Raw genomic sequence first — 16,563 nt, forward strand, 5'->3', positions numbered from 1 at the left:
TTCACCGCTCCGGACGTGCGTAGCCGGAGTTGGCGATGCGCAGGCGTTCGGCGGCGGAGGCGCGCAGATAGGCGATGGTGGACTGCCACTCGAGGGGGGCGGGATCACGCAACCGTCGCACCAGGGTTCGCTCCAGCTCGGGATAGGTGCCGTCGGTGTCGAGCAGCCGCCGCAGCCGATGCTCGTCCGCCAGCCGGATCCCGGCCCCCATGCCGATCTCGCGTTCGGCGATCCGCAAAAGCTCTGCGGCCAGGCGAATTTCGAACGCTGTGCGGCCGTGCAGCGCGGGCCGGACACGCTGGGTCAGATATCGCGCGACACCGTGCAGCACCGGGATACGCCCGATCGGCACGCGGCGTACCAGCTTCAGCATTCCCGCCGCGGCCAAGGCTTCGAGGCCGCGCGCGCCCGGTAGCGCGGCACGAGTGTGCTCGGCGAGGTGCCGGGCGACCACGTCGACGAGATCGTCGGCGGCAGGCAAGTCCTGCGGCATGCGTGCTCCTGTTCGGCCGAGCTCGCAGCGGCGATGCGACACAGTCGCATCAGGTCCGTGCCCTCGGTGATCCGGTAACGGCGATGCCTACCGTAGAGGGGTTCGAACCTCCTGGGGCGCGAATTGCCGACACGGCCATAGGTGGTTCAGTGGCCCGTCCAGCGTGGTTCCCGACGCTCCAGAAAGGCGGTGATGCCTTCGCGGGTGTCCTCGGAGGCGAGGGTCTTGAGCATGGCCTGTTCGGTGCGGTGCCATGCGCTTTCGTCCGTGGCGGAGTTGCCGCGTTCCACCGCGATCAGGCTTTCCCGGACCGATATCGGGGCGTTGCGGCAGATGCGATGGGCCAGCTCGGTGGCGGTCTTCAAGGCTGCGCCCTCCTCGGTGAGGGTGTTGACGAACCCCACTTGGTAGGCGCGTTCGGCGGTGAGCGGGTCGCCGGTGAGCAGCATTTCCTTCGCGATGTTCAACGGCAGGGCGCGCTGGGTGCGGAAGAGTCCGCCGCAGGTCGCGATGACACCGCGGCGGACCTCCGGCAGACCGAACTCGGCGTTGCGCGCGGCCACGACGAGATCGCAGGCCAGCACCACTTCCATGCCGCCGCCGAACGCGAAACCCTCCACGGCGGCGATCAGCGGCTTGCCGCGGCGGCGCCGGATGATGCCGTATTCGCCGCCGCGTTCGGTGTGCGCGCCCGAGCCCGCGACCAGGTCGGTGCCCGCCGAAAAGCCTTGTCCCACACCGGCGAGGACACCGGCCCAGATCTCGGGATCGTCTTCGAACTCGTTGAGCGCGCGATCCAGCCCCGCGGTCATGGCCGCGTCGAAGGCGTTGCGCTTCTCCGGACGATTCAGGCGGATCACGGCGACCCGCCCGGCCTTGTCGTACTCGACTGTCATCGTGCCCTTTCTGGTCGGGGTCAGGAACGCGGCCCGGGGAGTCTGCGCTTGCCGCGTGCGGCCATACCTTGCAGCAGCGTAATCAAGGCGCGGGTTTTGATCTTGGAGGCCGGAAACCAGGTGACTTCGGACTTCTGCATGGGGAGGCGGGGGACCGTGATCGCCTGCTGGCGGCAGTACTTGCGGATACCGGCCGCACCACCCCAGCGGGCGCCGATGCCGGATTGCTTCCAGCCGCCCATCGGCAGGGCGAAGCTGAACATATTGGCGAAGGAGTCGTTGACGTTGACCGCGCCCGCTTCCAGCCGACGCGCGACTTTCTCGCCCCGCTGTTTGTCCCCGGTCCAGACGGTGGCCGACAGACCGTAGATCGAGTCGTTGGCCAGCCGGACCGCCTCGTCCTCGTCGGCGACTTTCATGACCGGGACGGTCGGGCCGAAGGTTTCCTCGGTGACGCACGACATGCTGTGATCGACGTCGACGAGGACCGTCGGCTCGAAGAAAGTGCCGGTGCCGGTGGACTTTCCGCCGACGGTGGTGCGTGCGCCCGCGGCGAGTGCCTCGTCGACGTGGCGCTGCACGATGTCGCGCTGGGCCGGGGTGGCCAGCGCGCCGACATCGGCGCTGTAGGGCCGCGCGTCGTCACCTTGGCGCAGGGCGGCGACTCGTTCGGTGAGTTTGGCGACGAACTCGTCGTAGACCGGTTCCTCGACGTAGACGCGTTCGATCGAAATGCAGACCTGGCCCGCGTTGAACATCGAGCCGTAGGCGATGCCGTTGGCCGCGCGGTCCAGGTCGGCGTCGGCCAGCACGATCGCCGGGTCCTTGCCGCCGAGTTCGAGGCTGCACGGGATGAGGCGGTCACCGCAAGCCGCCGCGATCTTGCGGCCGGTCCGGGTGGAGCCGGTGAATTGGAGATAGTCGACGGCTTCCACCACCGCGTGCCCGGTGTTGCCCGAGCCGGTGACCACCGAGAACACCGGGGGCGCACCGATTTCGGTCCAGCCGCGGCCGATCTCGACGGCGCTGAGCGGGGTCACCTCGGAGGGCTTGACCAGGACCGCGGCTCCCGCCATGAGCGCGGGCAGGGCGTCGAAGAAGACGTTGAGCAGCGGGAAGTTCCACGGTGTGATGACACCGACCACCGGGTAGGGGCGATAGCAGGTGGTGAGCTGTTTGGTCCGGCCGAGCAGGTTGTGCGGTTTGGGGTGATCGTCGGCGAGGAACCGGGCGGCGTTGTTGGCCCAGTACTTCATCAGGTCGACCGCGGCGGGGACCTCGATGTCGGCTGTCGCGCGCGGTTTCCCGGTCTCGGAACGCACTATCTCCGACAGCCGCGCGGAATTGTCGATCAGCCAGTCCTGCCAGCTCAGCAGCCATTTCCGGCGTCCAGCGGGACCGATCTCCTCCCACGTGGGCTGGGCCGCGCGCAAAGCGGCCGCGGCCGCGGCGACGGCGTCGCGGTCCTGATCGGGCACCGCGCCGACGACGGTGCCGTCGGCGGGATTGTGTACCTGGATGGAATGAGCACTGTGCACGGTGGTCATCGCAGACCTCCACTGTCGCTGTTGGTTTCGGGCTAGGTCCATGCTGTACCCGTCGCCCGGGTTCGGGGCCGAATTCCCAGGACGCGCCCGCCCGAAGTATAAATAGACAGCAGTGTTCGTAAAAGGCTATGGTCGTGGCATGACGAAGTTCGACGGCAAGTGCTGCCTGATCACGGGGGCGGCCGGTGGCCTGGGCCGCAGTACGGCGGAGGCGGTCGCCGCCAAAGGCGCGGCGCTGGTGCTCACCGACATCGATGACGACGGGCTGCAACGTACCGCCGCCGACCTGCGCGCCGCCGGGGCCGAGGTGCACCTGGCCGAAGCCGCCGACGTCAGCGAGCACGCCGCGGTCGTCGCGCTCGCGGCGAAGGTGCACGCCGAACTGCCCAGCGTCGACATCGTGATGAACGTGGCGGGCATCGCGACCTGGGGCACCGTCGAACGGCTCACCCACCAGCAGTGGCGGCGCACCATCGACATCGATCTGATGGGACCGATTCACATGATCGAGGAGTTCCTGCCGCCGATGATCGCGGCGGGGCGCGGTGGGCATCTGGTGAACGTCTCCTCCGCGGCCGGGCTGTTCGGTCTGCCGTGGCACGCGCCGTACAGCGCGGGCAAATTCGGATTGCGCGGAGTCTCGGAGGTGCTGCGCTTCGACCTGCGCCGGCACAAGATCGGCGTCAGCCTGGTGTGCCCGGGCGCGATGGCCACGCCCATGGTCGACCGAGTCGATATCGCGGGCGTCGACCGCGAGGCCGCCGCGGTGCAGAAGGCGATGGGGTTGTTCGTGCGGCACGCGGTCACCCCGGAAGCCGCGGCCCGCAGCATCGTTCGCGGTGTCGAGCGAAACCGGTACATGGTCTTCACCTCGCCTGATATCCGAATCGGCTACTACGCGCAGCGGTATCTCCCGCTGACCTACAACCTGGCCATGCGCGGCATGAACTGGGGAATGCATCGCGTCTTGGACAAAGCGGGCCTCGACCAGCCGGACGCACTGCGCGCACCACACCCCTGACCCCCATCTCGACAGCGCTGTCGAACCGGTCGGATGAACGCCGAACACGCGGCCCGGCAACGGTTCTCGTCCGCGCATACCGCAGCTACTCGCGCATGCCGACTGCCCCGGCGTCGCGCCTGGATGCGCGGAAAAGCGCCCGCCGGTTAATAGGCGGCGCGCGGCTAGCGGCTGACGTACTATCGCGAGCGGAGACACCGGCCGGGATATGAAGGGGGGACGGTGTGAGACCTCGCCTACCAGCGGCGGCGCGCGATGGGGCGCTATGGTTGCGGCGCTTCGCCGCGACTACGCCAGGCGCGATCGGCGTCGTCGTGCTCGTCGTCGTCACGTTGTGCCTGTTCGCGGGGTTCACCAGCGCGAACCAGTTGAGCGGCAAGCTCACTCGGCACGACACGGCGCTGGACCGCACCGAGCCACTGGCCTACGCCGCGCAGAACCTCTACGTCTCGCTCTCGGCCGCCGATGCCGCGGCCGCCGAGGCCTTTCTCTCCGGCGGCATCGAAGCCCCCGATGTGCGGCTCCGCTATCAGACGGCGCTGGCCGACGCGGCGGCCGCGCTGGCCGATGCCACGGTGGGCGCCAACGACGCGCAAACCCGTTTGATCGTCGCCCGGATCAGCGCCGAACTTCCCGCCTACACCGGCCTTGTCGAGACGGCACGCGCCAACAACCGGCAGGGCTTCCCGGTCGGCTCGGCCTATCTGCGGGAAGCCTCCGCGCTCATGCAGGATTCGCTGCTGCGGAACGCCGAGAAGCTCAGCACCGACCGGTTCACCGCGGTGAACGCCGAACAGGGCCGGATCGGGGCGCTGCCCTGGGGCACCCTCGCGTTACTGCTGCTGGTGCTGATCGCCTGTGGCGCAGGGTCATACCTGCTGCTGGAACGCACCAACCGCCGGTTCAACCTCGGGCTCGCCGCAGCCGCCGGCGCCACCGTGCTGGCGATGATCTGGGTGGTGGTGGCCACCACGCTGGCCGGTTCCGCGCTCGACGGTGGGGCGGCCGGGGCGGCCGGTCGATTCGAAACACTGGCCCAAGCCCGGATTCTGGCACAGCAGGCACGGACGGCCGAGACGTTGCAATTGATCACCCGCGGTGACATCGCCGAGGGCGAGGAAACGTTCAACCGGCACACCCTGGCCCTGCGCGAGCGGCTCACCGCGGTCACCGGCGTGGATTCCGATGCCTCGCAACGCTTTCAGAGCTGGACCGCCGGACATCGCAAACAAGTCGAGGCCTATCAGGCGGCACGGTTCACCGAGGCGGTGGACCAGGCGATCGGCCGGGGCAGCGAGACCTCGGCCACCAAGTTCGCCAGTCTGGACGAATCGCTGCGCGCGGAGCTCACCGACGTCCGCGGCGAGTTGCGCGGCAGTGTCGACTCCGCCGGTGACGCGCTGTCCTACAGTCCCTCGGCCACACTGCTTTTGATGCTGTTCGCGGCCGCGGCCGTCATCATCGGACTGTGGCCGCGTGTGAAGGAGTTTCTGTGAGGACGCGCGCGTTCGCGCCGCTGCTGGGGGTGGCGCTGCTGCTGGCCGGTTGCGGTGCGGACTCCTCGGCGCCGCAGGCGATCACGATGGCGGCGGTGAATCCCACGCCGCCGGAACTGACGCCGATCACCTCCGCACCGCAGGCCGAGGGGGAGTGCGACGCCGAAACCAGTCTCACCCCCGGGGCGATGCCGCCGCCGGGCGTGATGCCCGCCGGTTCCTCGATGGCGGCGATCGTGGCCAACGGCCGCGTGCGCATCGGCGTCGACCAGAACACCTACCTGTTCGGGTTCCGCAACCCCACGACCGGTGAGCTCGAAGGCTTCGACATCGACGTCGCCCGAGAGATCGCCTACAGCCTCTTCGGTGATCGCGGGAAAGTCGAACTGCGCTCGGTGACAGCCGCCGAACGCATCACCGCGCTGCGCGACCGTCAGGTCGATCTGATCGTGCGCACCTTCTCCGCGACCTGTGAGCGCCGCCGCGACGTCGACTTCTCCGGGGTGTACTACCGGGCGACGCAACGCATCGCGGCGCCCCGGAACTCCGGCATTCGCGGCAGCGCCGACCTGGCCGGCAAACGGGTGTGCGTCGCCAGCGGCACCACCGCGGCGGGCCCGCTGTTCACCCTGCCGATCCGGTTGTCGGTGCTCGGTGTGACCAACTGGACCGACTGCCTGGCCGCGCTGCAGCAGGGCCATGTCGACGCGATCAGCGCCGACGAGCCGATCCTGCACGGCCTGGTCGCCCAGGACCGCAATCTGGCGGTGCTCGGCGATCCGATCGGCAGCGGTGCGTACGCGGTCGGCATCGCCAAGAACAACCCGGATCTGGTCCGGTTCGTCAACGGTGTGATCGAACGCCTCCGCACCGACGGCAGCTGGGAGAGCATCTACGCGAAGCACCTCTCGGCGCTCGGTCCGTCGCCGGGCCCGCCGGCCACCCGGTACCGCGAGTGAGGCCCGCCGCCATGTTGCCGCTCACCGTCGCCGAGATCGATCGCGAATTGTCCGACCGCACTCAGCAATTCGAAGCCATCACCAGCACCCTGCTGGAGTTGGACAACCATCCCGGGCTCAACCTGGTCCGGCATTTCCCGCCGACCGGGCTGACCGCGCAACGCTGGGATCCGGTGCGGCAGGCGCTGGATCTGATGTGGGAGGACCACGGCCGGATGAAGGCCATCCTGGATCAGGCGCGCACCCTGCGCGGCACTCGCGGCCGGGTCGACGACCGCGCCCGGGTCGAGCTGACACAGTTGCTGCGCGGGCGCCCGCACGAGGCCGGGCGGACCCCGATCCCGATGGCGCAGCGCTCGCTGACCGGCCCCAGCGAACATGTGCTCTACGTCGGACTGGCCGATACGTTGGATCGCATGCGCGCCACCTTTCCGCGAATCGCCGAGTTCCTCGAAGCGGTCGACGCGGTGAACAACCGGGTCGTCTCCGGGTTGGGGCCGCTGCAGCCGCAGGTCGAGTTAGCCAAAGGTGTGACACCGGAATTCCGCGCTATCGCGAACGATATCGACGCGCTGATGCGGCGGGCGGGCACCGATCCACTCTCGCTCACCGCCGGTGAGATCGACGCGCGCGTCGCCGAGATCAGCGCGGCGGTGCGCCGGCAGGCCACGGTCCTGACCGAACTGAACGCCGTCGCCGAGGATTGGCCGGCGGCCGTCGCCGAGACCCGGCGGCGGTGGGAGTCGTTGCGGCAGGCCCGCGATCGTGCCATGCGGCTGAAAGCCGACGCGGAACGCCGCATCGTCACCGCGCCGCTACCGGCACGCCCTGATCCCACGCCGTTGCTCGGCGCCGAATTGTCCGAGCTGGCAGCCGATTCCGGCCCGGCCGTGGCACTGCTCGGACTGCGCAGGCGCATCGCCGACGCCGAGCAGGCCGCGCACGCCGACGCAGCCCTGGCCCAGGGGTTGTTGGACCGGAGGGCTGAACTGCACGGCCGCCTGGGCGGCTACCAAGCCAAGGCCGCACGGCTGGGCCTGAGCGAGGACCGGGAGGTGCTGGCGGCCTATCAGATCGCCGCCGGGCTGCTCGGTCGCACACCCTGCGACCTGGCGGCGGTCACCCGCGCCGTCGCCGACTATCAGCAGTTGCTCGGGGAGAAGAAAGCGGGGAGGACGCGATGACATGCACCGAACCCGGTTGTGGCGGCACCATCGAGGATGGCTACTGCGACCGCTGCGGTACCGCGCCCACCGAGGCGCGAACCTTGGAGTCGGTGGAGCAATCGCCGCCTACCGAACCGGCCGAAGGTCAGGCCTGCACCGAACCCGGTTGCGGCGGAAGCATTTCCGACGGTTACTGCGATGTCTGCGGCGCCGCGCCCAGCCGGCCCGTCACCTCGTCGACGCTGCCGACGACCGAGGCCTCGACCGGCAGCGGCCGATCCGCCGGCAGCGGCCGATCCGCACGCTCGGTGCGCACCGGCCGCTCGTCCTCCAGCCAGAGCAAGCGCGGCGGCCTGGGCGGCGGTCTGGTGGAGATGCCGCGCCAGCCGAAGGTGAACCCGCTCGAAGCCATCCTGGTCGATCCCCAAGTCGCCGAGGACAAACGGTTCTGCGGCAGTTGCGGTCGCGCGGTCGGGCGCAGCCGGGACGGGCGGCCGGGCCGCACCGAGGGCTTCTGCCCGCACTGCGGCACCAAGTTCTCCTTCACCCCCAAACTCGTTGCCGGTGACCGGGTCGGCGGCCAGTACGAGGTGAAAGGCTGTCTGGCCCACGGTGGTTTCGGCTGGATCTATCTGGCGGTGGACCACAACGTCGGCAACCGGTGGGTGGTGCTCAAGGGCCTGCTGAACTCCGGTGACGAGGACGCCATGAAGGCGGCGCTGGCGGAGAAACGGTTCCTCGCCGAGGTCGAGCACCCCAGCATCGTCAAGATCTTCAATTTCGTCGAGCATGTCGGCGACGACGGCATCGCGGTCGGCTACATCGTGATGGAGTACGTCGGCGGGACCTCGCTCAAGCAAATACTGCGCCGCCATCGCGACACCGAGGGCGGGCACCTGCCCCCGTCGCAGGCCATCGCCTACATCCTGGGCATGCTGCCCGCGCTGGGCTATCTGCACGCCAACGGCCTGGCCTACTGTGATTTCAAGCCCGACAACGTGATTCAGTCCGAAGATCATCTCAAGCTGATCGATCTCGGCGCCGTCATCTCGATGGACGACGAATCGAGCCCGATCTACGGCACGCCCGGCTATCAGGCTCCCGAGATCGCCCAGACCGGGCCGACCGTGGCCTCCGAGATCTACACCGTGGGGCGTACCCTGGCCGTGCTCATGCTGCGCCTGGGTCTGCACAACGGCATCCTGGGCCCGCTGCCGGAGCCCGCCGAGGAGCCGTTGCTCGCGAAATACGATTCGCTGCACCGATTCCTGCTGCGCGCCACCGATGCCGAAGCCGAAGCCCGCTTCCCCTCCACCGAGGAGATGGCCGATCAGTTGACCGGCGTGCTGCGCGAGGTCCTGGCCACCGACGACGCGGTGCCCCGCCCGGGCATGTCGGCGTTCTTCGGTCCGCCTCGCGCGGTCTTCGGGATCGGCGCCGATGCTGTCATCGCGCCGTCGGATATCGTTGCGGCCCTGCCCGTTCCGCTGGTCGATCCCAGCGACAGCGGTGCCCCGCTGCTGGCCACCACCGGCGGCACCTCGCCCGCGGAACTGGAGCCGGCCTTCCACGCGGGCTTGCAGGCGGTGGTCACCACGGGGGAGAAGTCGGTGGAGATTCCGCTGCGCCTGGTGCGGGCGGCCCTCGACATCGGTGATCACCAGGACGCGTTCCGCCGCATCGACGACCTCGCCGCCGCGCTACCCGGCGACTGGCGGCTGGCCTGGTATCGCGGTCAGGCCCGGTTGCTGGCCGGCGACTTCCGCGGCGCCTACGCCGAATTCGATGCCGTCTACGCCGCGCTGCCCGGCGAACCGGCCCCGAAACTCGCCCTGGCCGCGGTCGCCGAGCTCGCGGTGCACACCGCCGCAGGCCGCCGGGACACCAACGGATCCGGTGCGGCGCAGGGAGATCCGCAGCTGGCCGGTGTGCCCGCGGATCGCTTCCAGGCGGCCCGATACTACGAGCTGGTGTGGCGCACTGATCACGCGTTCGTCAGCGCCGCCTTCGGCCTGGCCCGGCTGCGCCGCCACGGCGGCGACCGCGACGGTGCGGTGGCCGTACTCGATCAGGTCGAACCGTCCTCGGCGCTCTACACCGAGGCCCGGATCGCCGCTGTCGCGACGATTCTCGCCGACCGCGGGCCGGACGAGGTGTCCGAGCAGGTGCTGCGTGCGGCGGGTGAGCGAGTCCAGGCCCTCACCATCGACTCCACCCGCCGCCGGGCCCAGGTGCGGATGCAGGTGCTCGACGCCGCCCTCGGCTGGTTGAACGCGGGCAAAACGCCCGCCGACCACGCCCCGCTGCTCGGCACACCCCTCGATCAGGTGGGCGTACGCACCGGCCTGGAACGCTGCTATCGCGACTTGGCGCGTGAAGCTCCCGACATGTGGGCGCGTTTCGAATTGGTCGAGCGTGCCAACCGCGTCCGGCCGAGAACCACGCTATGACCGCCGGGCGTCCGCGTGAGCCGGTCTCTGGCGAGCGACCCACCGAACCGGTCTCTGGTGTGCGACCGCTCGAACCGGTCTCTGCCGAACGACCGCCCGAACCGGCTTCCGCCGAGCGACCGCCTGAACGGGCGTACGCCGGCCCGCCCGCCCCCGAGGCTGTCACCGACCCGTCCCTGCCCGACTCGATCCCTACTGTGAGCGCCGACTTGAATCCGACCACCGCGGGCACCCTGCCTACCGAGCCCCTGCACGTGCCCGAGACCCGGCGGCGGAGCACCACGTGTCCGAACTGCCAGGCCCCGGTGGGCGCGAAGGACCGCTACTGCGAGGAGTGCGGGCAGGAGATCGGCGCGCGGCGCGTCGCGCTGCCGCGCCCGGCGGGCACAGCGGGTGCGCCGGCCGGGCCCTCGATCTGTGAGAGCTGCGGCGGGCAGGACCACGACGGTGACGGCTACTGTCGCGGCTGCGGTCAATTGCGCACCCAGCCCGACCGTGTCGAGGCCGATCTGGGCGCGGTGTATGTCGCCACCGACCGCGGACTGAGCCATGCCCGCAACGAGGACTCGGTCGCCGCGGCGGTCCTCGACGGGCCCGGCGGTATGCCGGTCACCACGGTGATCGTGGTGAGCGACGGTGTTTCGTCCTCGGAGGATCCGCAAGCCGCCTCCGGCGCCGCCGTTCGCGCGGGCGTCGACGGCTGCCTCGGCGCGCTGGCCGACGGCCGGTCTGCCCAGGAGGCGGTCTACGCCGGGCTGCGCGCCGCCATCCGGGCGGTCCGCGCCATCGCCAAACCCAACGGTCACGCACCCTCCTGCACCTATGTGTCGGCGATCGTGCGCGGTTACGGCACCGGCGAGTTCGAGATCACGCACGCCAATATCGGTGACAGCCGGGCCTATTGGCTGCGCACCGAATCGCCGGCATCGGTCTGCCCGCCCTCCCAGCGGCTCACCAAGGACGACTCCTACGCCCAGGCCCTCGTCGATATCGGCACCGACGACGAGACGGCCATGCGGCATCCGCGCGCCCACCATCTGATGCGCTGGCTCGGCGCGGATTCCGGCGCCGAACCCACCGCCGACAGCTGTGTGGGCACCTTCACCACCACGGGCCCCGGCGTGCTGCTGCTGTGCAGCGACGGGCTGTGGAACTACCGGCCCCGGGCGGACGACCTGGCCGCCATCGCCACCGCGGCCGAACGTATGCCCGCCGCTCGTGAACTCGTCGAATTCGCGTTGCGCAGTGGCGGCCGCGACAACATCACCGTCGCACTGGCACCCATTACCTGATCGATCCAGCAGGAGAACACTGTGAGTTCCGTGGAAAATCAAGGCATTTCGGTAGCCGTCGACCAGAACGAGTATCTGGCCGAAGGCGCGGACACGGTCGACGCGATCGTCACCGTGGAGGCGGGCGCGGATTTCGTCGCCGCCGAGCCGCCACCGGAGCGGGTCGAGATCCTCATCATCGACTGTTCCGGTTCGATGGCCACCGGCCGCAAGTTCCAGGGCGCCCGCGAGGCCACCCTGGCCGCGCTCGACGTGCTGCCCGAGGGCACCCGCTTCGCGATCATCGAGGGAACGGCCAAGGCGCGCTTGATCTTTCCCAAAGATGACCCGTCACTGCCCGCGACCCGGCAGAACGTGGCCGCGGCCCGGCGGCAGCTGGACAAACTGCGCCCGTCCGGCGGCACCGCGATGGGCACCTGGCTGGGGTTGGCCCGCCAGCTGGCCAAGAAACACGAGGGCGCGATGGTGCACGCCATCCTGCTCACCGACGGCAAGAACGAACACGAGGAACCGGAGACCCTCGAAGCCGAGATCAAATTGTCCGAAGGCCTGTTCACCTGCGACTGCCGGGGAGTCGGCGCGGATTACGTGGTCAAGGAGATGCAGACGATCTCCAACGCGCTGCACGGCACCACCGATGTGGTGCGCGAAGCCGAGGGACTGGCCGCGGACTTCAAGGCCATGATGGAAACTTCGCTCGCCAAGGCGATTCCGGAACTGACACTGCGGGTGTGGACACCGGCGGGGGCCACGGTGAACTACGTCAAGCAGGTCGCGCCCGCCATCGTGGACCTGACCGGATTGCAGTCCGAGAACAGTCCGCAGATCCGGGATTTCCCGCTGGGTTCGTGGGGTGCCGAGGAACGCGAATACCACCTGCAGGTGCGGGTGGAACCCGCCGCTCCTGGCCGGGAGAAGGCCGCGGCCCGGGTCACGGTGTTCGCCGGCGAGCAGGAAGTAGGCAAGGGGCTGGTCCGCGCGGTGTGGACCGAGGACACCGAACTGTCGGCCCGGATCAGCGAGCGCGTCGCCAAGTACACCGATCAGGCCGAATTGGCCCAGGTGGTGCAGGAAGGCCTGGACGCTCGCAAGAACGGCGACGTGGACACCGCCACCGCCAAACTGCGCCGCGCCGTCGAACTGGCCACGGAGGCGGGCAACACCGAAACCGCGAAGCTGCTCCGCAACGTCGTCGATGTCGAGCGCGACGGTACTGTCCGGCTGCGCGCCAAGGTCGAGGCCTTCGACGAGAAGGCGCTCGAAGCGCGCTCGGTCAAGACCGTCCGGATCCCGCCGAAGAAGTCCTGATGGTTACCTGTCCAGACGGGCACTCGTCGGTATCGACCGATTACTGCGACCAGTGCGGCACCCAGATCGGGCAGCCGTCGCATGCCGGGACTCCGACGGCGGCGGCGTGCCCGGAGTGCGGTACGCCCGGCGCGGGCAGCCGCTTCTGTGAAGTGTGCGGTCATGACTTCGTATTGGGCTCGGCGGGTAAAACGGCCGCGGAACCCACTCTGGTCGGCCCGGCGCCGACGCTGGTCGGTAAGCCGGTGGTCTTCGAGCCGCCGCCCGGCCCCGCTCCCGCGCCACACCTCGCCTGGATCGCCACCATCACCGCCGACCGTGCCTTCTACGACCGTGTGCAGGCCCGCAACGGGCCGGACGCCGACCGGGTGGATTTCCCTGCCTACTTCCCCGAGCGTCGAATCACCTTGCGCGGCAGCGACATTCTCATCGGCAAGCACAGTGTCTCGCAGGGGGTGCAGCCCGATATCGATCTCGGCATCCCGCCCGCCGACGCCGGTGTCTCCCGCGCGCACGCCACACTGCACCTCACCGAGCACACCGCGACCATCACCGACCTCGGCTCCACGAACGGCACGAGCCTCAACGACTCCGAGGACGACATCCCGAGGAACGTCGCGGTGCCGGTGCATCCAGGCGACCGCATCCACGTCGGCGCCTGGACCACCATCACGCTCAGCCGCGGCTAGGCGGGTTGGGTGCGGGCGGTGAGATCGTCGAGCAGGATCATCAGCTCACCGGTCTGCTTGGTGACCGCCATCAAGCGGATCTTGAGTCCCTTGAGCACGGCGCTGTCGACCGCAGTGTCGAGCTGATGCTTGACGTGCTGCCATTCGGCGCTCGCGGTCACCTTGCCGAGTTGCACCTCGCGGATCGAGCCGTCGGCGCTGCCCAGGCTGGCGAAGATCCGGATCGAGGCGTGCGGTGAGCGCACCCAGAGATTCAGCGCCTCCAGGTGACCCGGGACGGCGAAGGACTCACCGGACTTGGTGACGAGGTCGACCTCGAGGTCGTCGGCGGCCGATTTGATCAGCAGCACCAGCGCGCGGTGGTCGGCGCCGGCCCGGCCGTCGACATAGGCCCGAAGTTCTTTGTTGGGAGCGCCTTCGGCGAACGTGGTGAGGTGGCTGCGATCGGCGCCGGCACCGGCGACATCCCAGTTGTCCTTGTTTTCGAAGTCGTCCAGAAGCACCTCGACCGAGGTTTCCGACATCCCCGCTGTCCCTTCGTTCGCTCGGCGACCGGACATGCTCCGGTGCTGGCTGTAACCCTACAATCACGGCGCGGGCCGGGCGTTCCTGAGGCGAGGGCAAGAGTTCCGCCGTCTGGCACCGCGGCGATGCCGAATCGGCGAAAATGACAGCGTGCCTTCGATCTATCCGGCCGCCGACCCCGCGCTCGTGCTGGGTGTCCTGGGCGGCTTACCCGACCCGGAAACTCCCATCCTGCTGGGCCACGGCCACGGTATGCCCTGGCAGCTGACCCCGGACAACGGCGCCTACAAAATCGGCACCGTGGATAACCTGGGCACCGAGGTGGTGCTCACCGTGACCCAGGTTTCGGGCCATCCAGACCCGAACGACTTCCTCGTCAAACCCGATGCCGGAACCGACAATCAACGCTGGATCGTGGAGCATCTCGACGGGCCGACCCTGATCCGGTCCAAGTCCGAGCCGGAGCTGGCGCTCACCGTCCGCGGCGAGTTCGTGGCGCTCCGGACCGTAGACCCGGCGGCCGCGCAGCACTGGATCATCGACCATGCCGCCGGACCGAGCCGCGTCACCGTCTATCCGGATGACGAACTGACCCGGACACCGCGCCTGCGCCGCGTCGTCGACGCCTCGGCCGACGTCGCCCGCGAACTGGGCACGAGCTACGTCGGCGTGGAGCATCTGATGCTGGCGATCCTGCGGGACAAGGACGCGGTCCCCACCCAACTGCTCGCCCGCACAACCGATCCCGCCGAGTTGGCCGAAGCGATCGAAGGGTTCATCCGCTCTTCGAACGCGGGGTGATCCCCGCGTCGTCAGTGCGCCGGCGGGGGGACCAGCCGCGGCGTCAGCCCCTTGGTGGCCGGGCCTTCCAGCACCGTGCCGTCCGGCGCGAACCGGGACCCGTGTAGCGGGCAGTCCCAGGACTTCTCCGCGTCGTTCCAGCGCACGATGCCACCCAGGTGCGGGCAGACCGCGGACACTTCGGTGGTGGCCCCGTCCACGGTGCACACCGCGACGGGGTGGACGCCGTGCCGCTCCACCGTGCCGCAGCCCTCGGCGGGCGCCGTGCCGGGACCGCCCGCCAGACGCAGCAACCAACCGCTCGACATCTGCTGCGCCACTTCGGCATTGGCCTTCACAGCGGAGAACCAGCCCTTCAACTCCGACGTCTGCCACGGGCCGAAGACCTCGGCCCAGGCCGGCGGTTTGCCGGTGCGCCGTCCGGCCAGTGCCAGCGCCGCGGCGGTGCCGTTGGTCAGTCCCCACTTGGCGAACCCGGTGGCCACCAGGATGCGATCCTGGCCCGGCAGCAGGGGGCCCGCATAGGGCAGCTCGGCGATCGGGTGGTGGTCCTGAGCCGACCAGCGATACAGCGGCTCCGCCCCGGGGAACCACCGCCCGGTCCAGTCGACGAGGGCTTCGACGTGCGCGCTCGCCGAATCCGTCCGCCCGACACCGTGCGCGTTGCCGCCGACGATGAGCAGTTCACCCTCCGGGCTGGGGGCGTAACGCAGGGATTTCGTCGGCTGACCGGCGCTGATCATCATTTCGCGCGGAATGGGTTGCGGCACACGGTAAGCGGTCAGATAGGACCGCTGCGGCTCGAGCCGCGCGAAGAAACCGCCCCGGTCGAGGATCGGCATGGCGGTGGCCAACACCACCGAGTGGGCGGCGAGTTCGCCGTGCTCGGTGTCGATGAGGAGATCGCCGTCGGGCCCGCTGCGCACCCCGTGCGCGCGGCTGGATTCGTAGATCGGCGCGCCATACGCTTCGACCTGCGCGGCCAGCGCGGCGACCAGCGCCATCGGGTCGACCTGCACCTGATCGGCGAGCCGGACCGCACCGTGGGCGGGAAACGGTACCTCGAGCTTGCCGACCAGCTCGGTGGGCAGACCCGCCTGTTGGGTCGCCTCGTACTCGGCCCGCACCTGTTTCATTTCCCCGGCGGTCTGCGCGTAGGTCAGCGCGGACTCGCGCTGCAGGGTCACGTTGTGTTCCGCGCAGAACCGCACCAGCCAGTCCTGACCGGCGCGATTGGCCGCGAGATAGTCGCGCAGGGTGGCGATCGAGTGCCGTCCGGCGATCTTCTGGGCGCGCGTGCCCTGCAACAGGCTGATCTTTCCGGTATTCAGGCCGCTGGCCGCCGCACCGACCCGCCGGGCCTCCACGACCGCGACCTCGATGCCGTTCTCGGCCAGCAGCAGTGCGGTCACCAGCCCGGTGATCCCGCCGCCGATCACGACGGTATCGAAACGCAGTCCCGGGGTCAGCCGCAGCCGGGCCGGCACCTCGGCGTCGTTCGTCCATAGTGACGTCATACGCGGGAGATATCCGATCGCCCCGCACCGAAACCTGCGCCGAAATCTTCCGAATCCTGATTGAGGCCCATACCGGCGGGTAGACGGCAAGTGTCCACCTGATAACCGAATTTCGGAGGTAGATATCGTGACCGAGCGTAAGAGCGGTCCCCAGGAAGGCATCGAAGGCGCCGTCGAAGACGTGAAGGGTAAGGCCAAGGAGGCTGCCGGCACCGTTTTCGGACGTGAGGACGTCCGCGATGAAGGTCGTGCCCAGCAGGACAAGGCCGAATCCCAGCGCGAAGCCGCGAAAAAGGAAGCGGCCGCTGAACGTGAGCGTGCGGAAGCAGGCATCGACGAGAAGCGTCAGCGCGCCTATCAGCAGGGCAAAGAGTAATTGTTGAGTACTGTATCGATTAACGAA

The 16,563-nt window shown here is 69.1% G+C and carries 15 protein-coding genes; 10 read left to right on the forward strand and 5 right to left on the reverse strand.

What is annotated here, in order from left to right; genetic code table 11:
* Position 1 precedes the first annotated feature (1 nt).
* From BJ987_RS22660 to BJ987_RS22670, 3 genes are all read right to left on the reverse strand, one after another.
* On the reverse strand, positions 2 to 493 hold the full coding sequence (locus BJ987_RS22660) for a DUF6285 domain-containing protein (RefSeq protein ID WP_209893620.1): 492 nt from the start codon (positions 491 to 493) through the stop codon (positions 2 to 4).
* 146 nt (positions 494 to 639) lie between these two features.
* Positions 640 to 1,389, reverse strand: coding sequence for an enoyl-CoA hydratase-related protein (locus tag BJ987_RS22665; RefSeq protein WP_209893622.1), 750 nt, complete (start codon positions 1,387 to 1,389; stop codon positions 640 to 642).
* A gap of 20 nt (positions 1,390 to 1,409) precedes the next feature.
* Positions 1,410 to 2,936, reverse strand: coding sequence for an aldehyde dehydrogenase family protein (locus BJ987_RS22670; RefSeq protein ID WP_209893625.1), 1,527 nt, complete (start codon positions 2,934 to 2,936; stop codon positions 1,410 to 1,412).
* A gap of 139 nt (positions 2,937 to 3,075) precedes the next feature.
* Between BJ987_RS22670 and BJ987_RS22675 the strand changes: the two genes are divergently transcribed.
* From BJ987_RS22675 to BJ987_RS22710, 8 genes are all read left to right on the forward strand, one after another.
* A complete protein-coding gene (locus tag BJ987_RS22675; RefSeq protein ID WP_209893627.1) occupies positions 3,076 to 3,957 on the forward strand; it encodes an SDR family oxidoreductase in 882 nt (293 codons plus the stop codon).
* Positions 3,958 to 4,181: 224 nt separating this feature from the next.
* Positions 4,182 to 5,453, forward strand: coding sequence for a GlnX family signal transduction membrane protein (locus BJ987_RS22680; RefSeq protein WP_307869719.1), 1,272 nt, complete (start codon positions 4,182 to 4,184; stop codon positions 5,451 to 5,453).
* On the forward strand, positions 5,450 to 6,412 hold the full coding sequence (locus tag BJ987_RS22685; RefSeq protein WP_307869720.1) for a glutamate ABC transporter substrate-binding protein: 963 nt from the start codon (positions 5,450 to 5,452) through the stop codon (positions 6,410 to 6,412). Before BJ987_RS22680 ends, BJ987_RS22685 begins: the two co-directional genes overlap by 4 nt.
* Before the next feature lie 11 nt (positions 6,413 to 6,423).
* A complete protein-coding gene (locus BJ987_RS22690) occupies positions 6,424 to 7,596 on the forward strand; it encodes a hypothetical protein (protein ID WP_209893630.1) in 1,173 nt (390 codons plus the stop codon).
* A complete protein-coding gene (locus tag BJ987_RS22695; RefSeq protein ID WP_209893633.1) occupies positions 7,593 to 10,028 on the forward strand; it encodes a serine/threonine-protein kinase in 2,436 nt (811 codons plus the stop codon). The genes BJ987_RS22690 and BJ987_RS22695 overlap by 4 nt, the downstream gene beginning before the upstream one ends.
* A gap of 197 nt (positions 10,029 to 10,225) precedes the next feature.
* Positions 10,226 to 11,320: a double zinc ribbon domain-containing protein gene (locus tag BJ987_RS22700; RefSeq protein WP_307869721.1), complete on the forward strand. Its 1,095-nt coding sequence runs from the start codon at positions 10,226 to 10,228 to the stop codon at positions 11,318 to 11,320.
* Between the two features lie 21 nt (positions 11,321 to 11,341).
* Entirely contained in the window at positions 11,342 to 12,628 is a 1,287-nt protein-coding gene (locus BJ987_RS22705; RefSeq protein WP_209893638.1) for a VWA domain-containing protein, read from the forward strand.
* Positions 12,628 to 13,317, forward strand: coding sequence for a double zinc ribbon and FHA domain-containing protein (locus BJ987_RS22710; protein ID WP_209893641.1), 690 nt, complete (start codon positions 12,628 to 12,630; stop codon positions 13,315 to 13,317). Before BJ987_RS22705 ends, BJ987_RS22710 begins: the two co-directional genes overlap by 1 nt.
* Here the strand turns inward: BJ987_RS22710 and BJ987_RS22715 are convergent.
* Entirely contained in the window at positions 13,314 to 13,841 is a 528-nt protein-coding gene (locus BJ987_RS22715) for a hypothetical protein (RefSeq protein ID WP_209893643.1), read from the reverse strand. The genes BJ987_RS22710 and BJ987_RS22715 overlap by 4 nt on opposite strands.
* A 151-nt stretch (positions 13,842 to 13,992) precedes the next feature.
* On the opposite strand from BJ987_RS22715, the gene BJ987_RS37795 reads away from it, so the two are divergent.
* Positions 13,993 to 14,643, forward strand: coding sequence for an RICIN domain-containing protein (locus BJ987_RS37795; protein ID WP_209893646.1), 651 nt, complete (start codon positions 13,993 to 13,995; stop codon positions 14,641 to 14,643).
* Between the two features lie 11 nt (positions 14,644 to 14,654).
* Here BJ987_RS37795 and BJ987_RS22725 read toward each other — a convergent pair whose 3' ends face one another.
* Positions 14,655 to 16,160 (reverse strand): FAD-dependent oxidoreductase, encoded by a 1,506-nt coding sequence (locus BJ987_RS22725; RefSeq protein ID WP_209893649.1) that lies wholly within the window; start codon positions 16,158 to 16,160, stop codon positions 14,655 to 14,657.
* 127 nt (positions 16,161 to 16,287) lie between these two features.
* On the opposite strand from BJ987_RS22725, the gene mbp1 reads away from it, so the two are divergent.
* Positions 16,288 to 16,536, forward strand: coding sequence for a microaggregate-binding protein 1 (mbp1, locus tag BJ987_RS22730; protein ID WP_209893652.1), 249 nt, complete (start codon positions 16,288 to 16,290; stop codon positions 16,534 to 16,536).
* Positions 16,537 to 16,563 lie beyond the last annotated feature (27 nt).

The organism is Nocardia goodfellowii (genome assembly GCF_017875645.1).
Classification (GTDB): domain Bacteria; phylum Actinomycetota; class Actinomycetes; order Mycobacteriales; family Mycobacteriaceae; genus Nocardia; species Nocardia goodfellowii.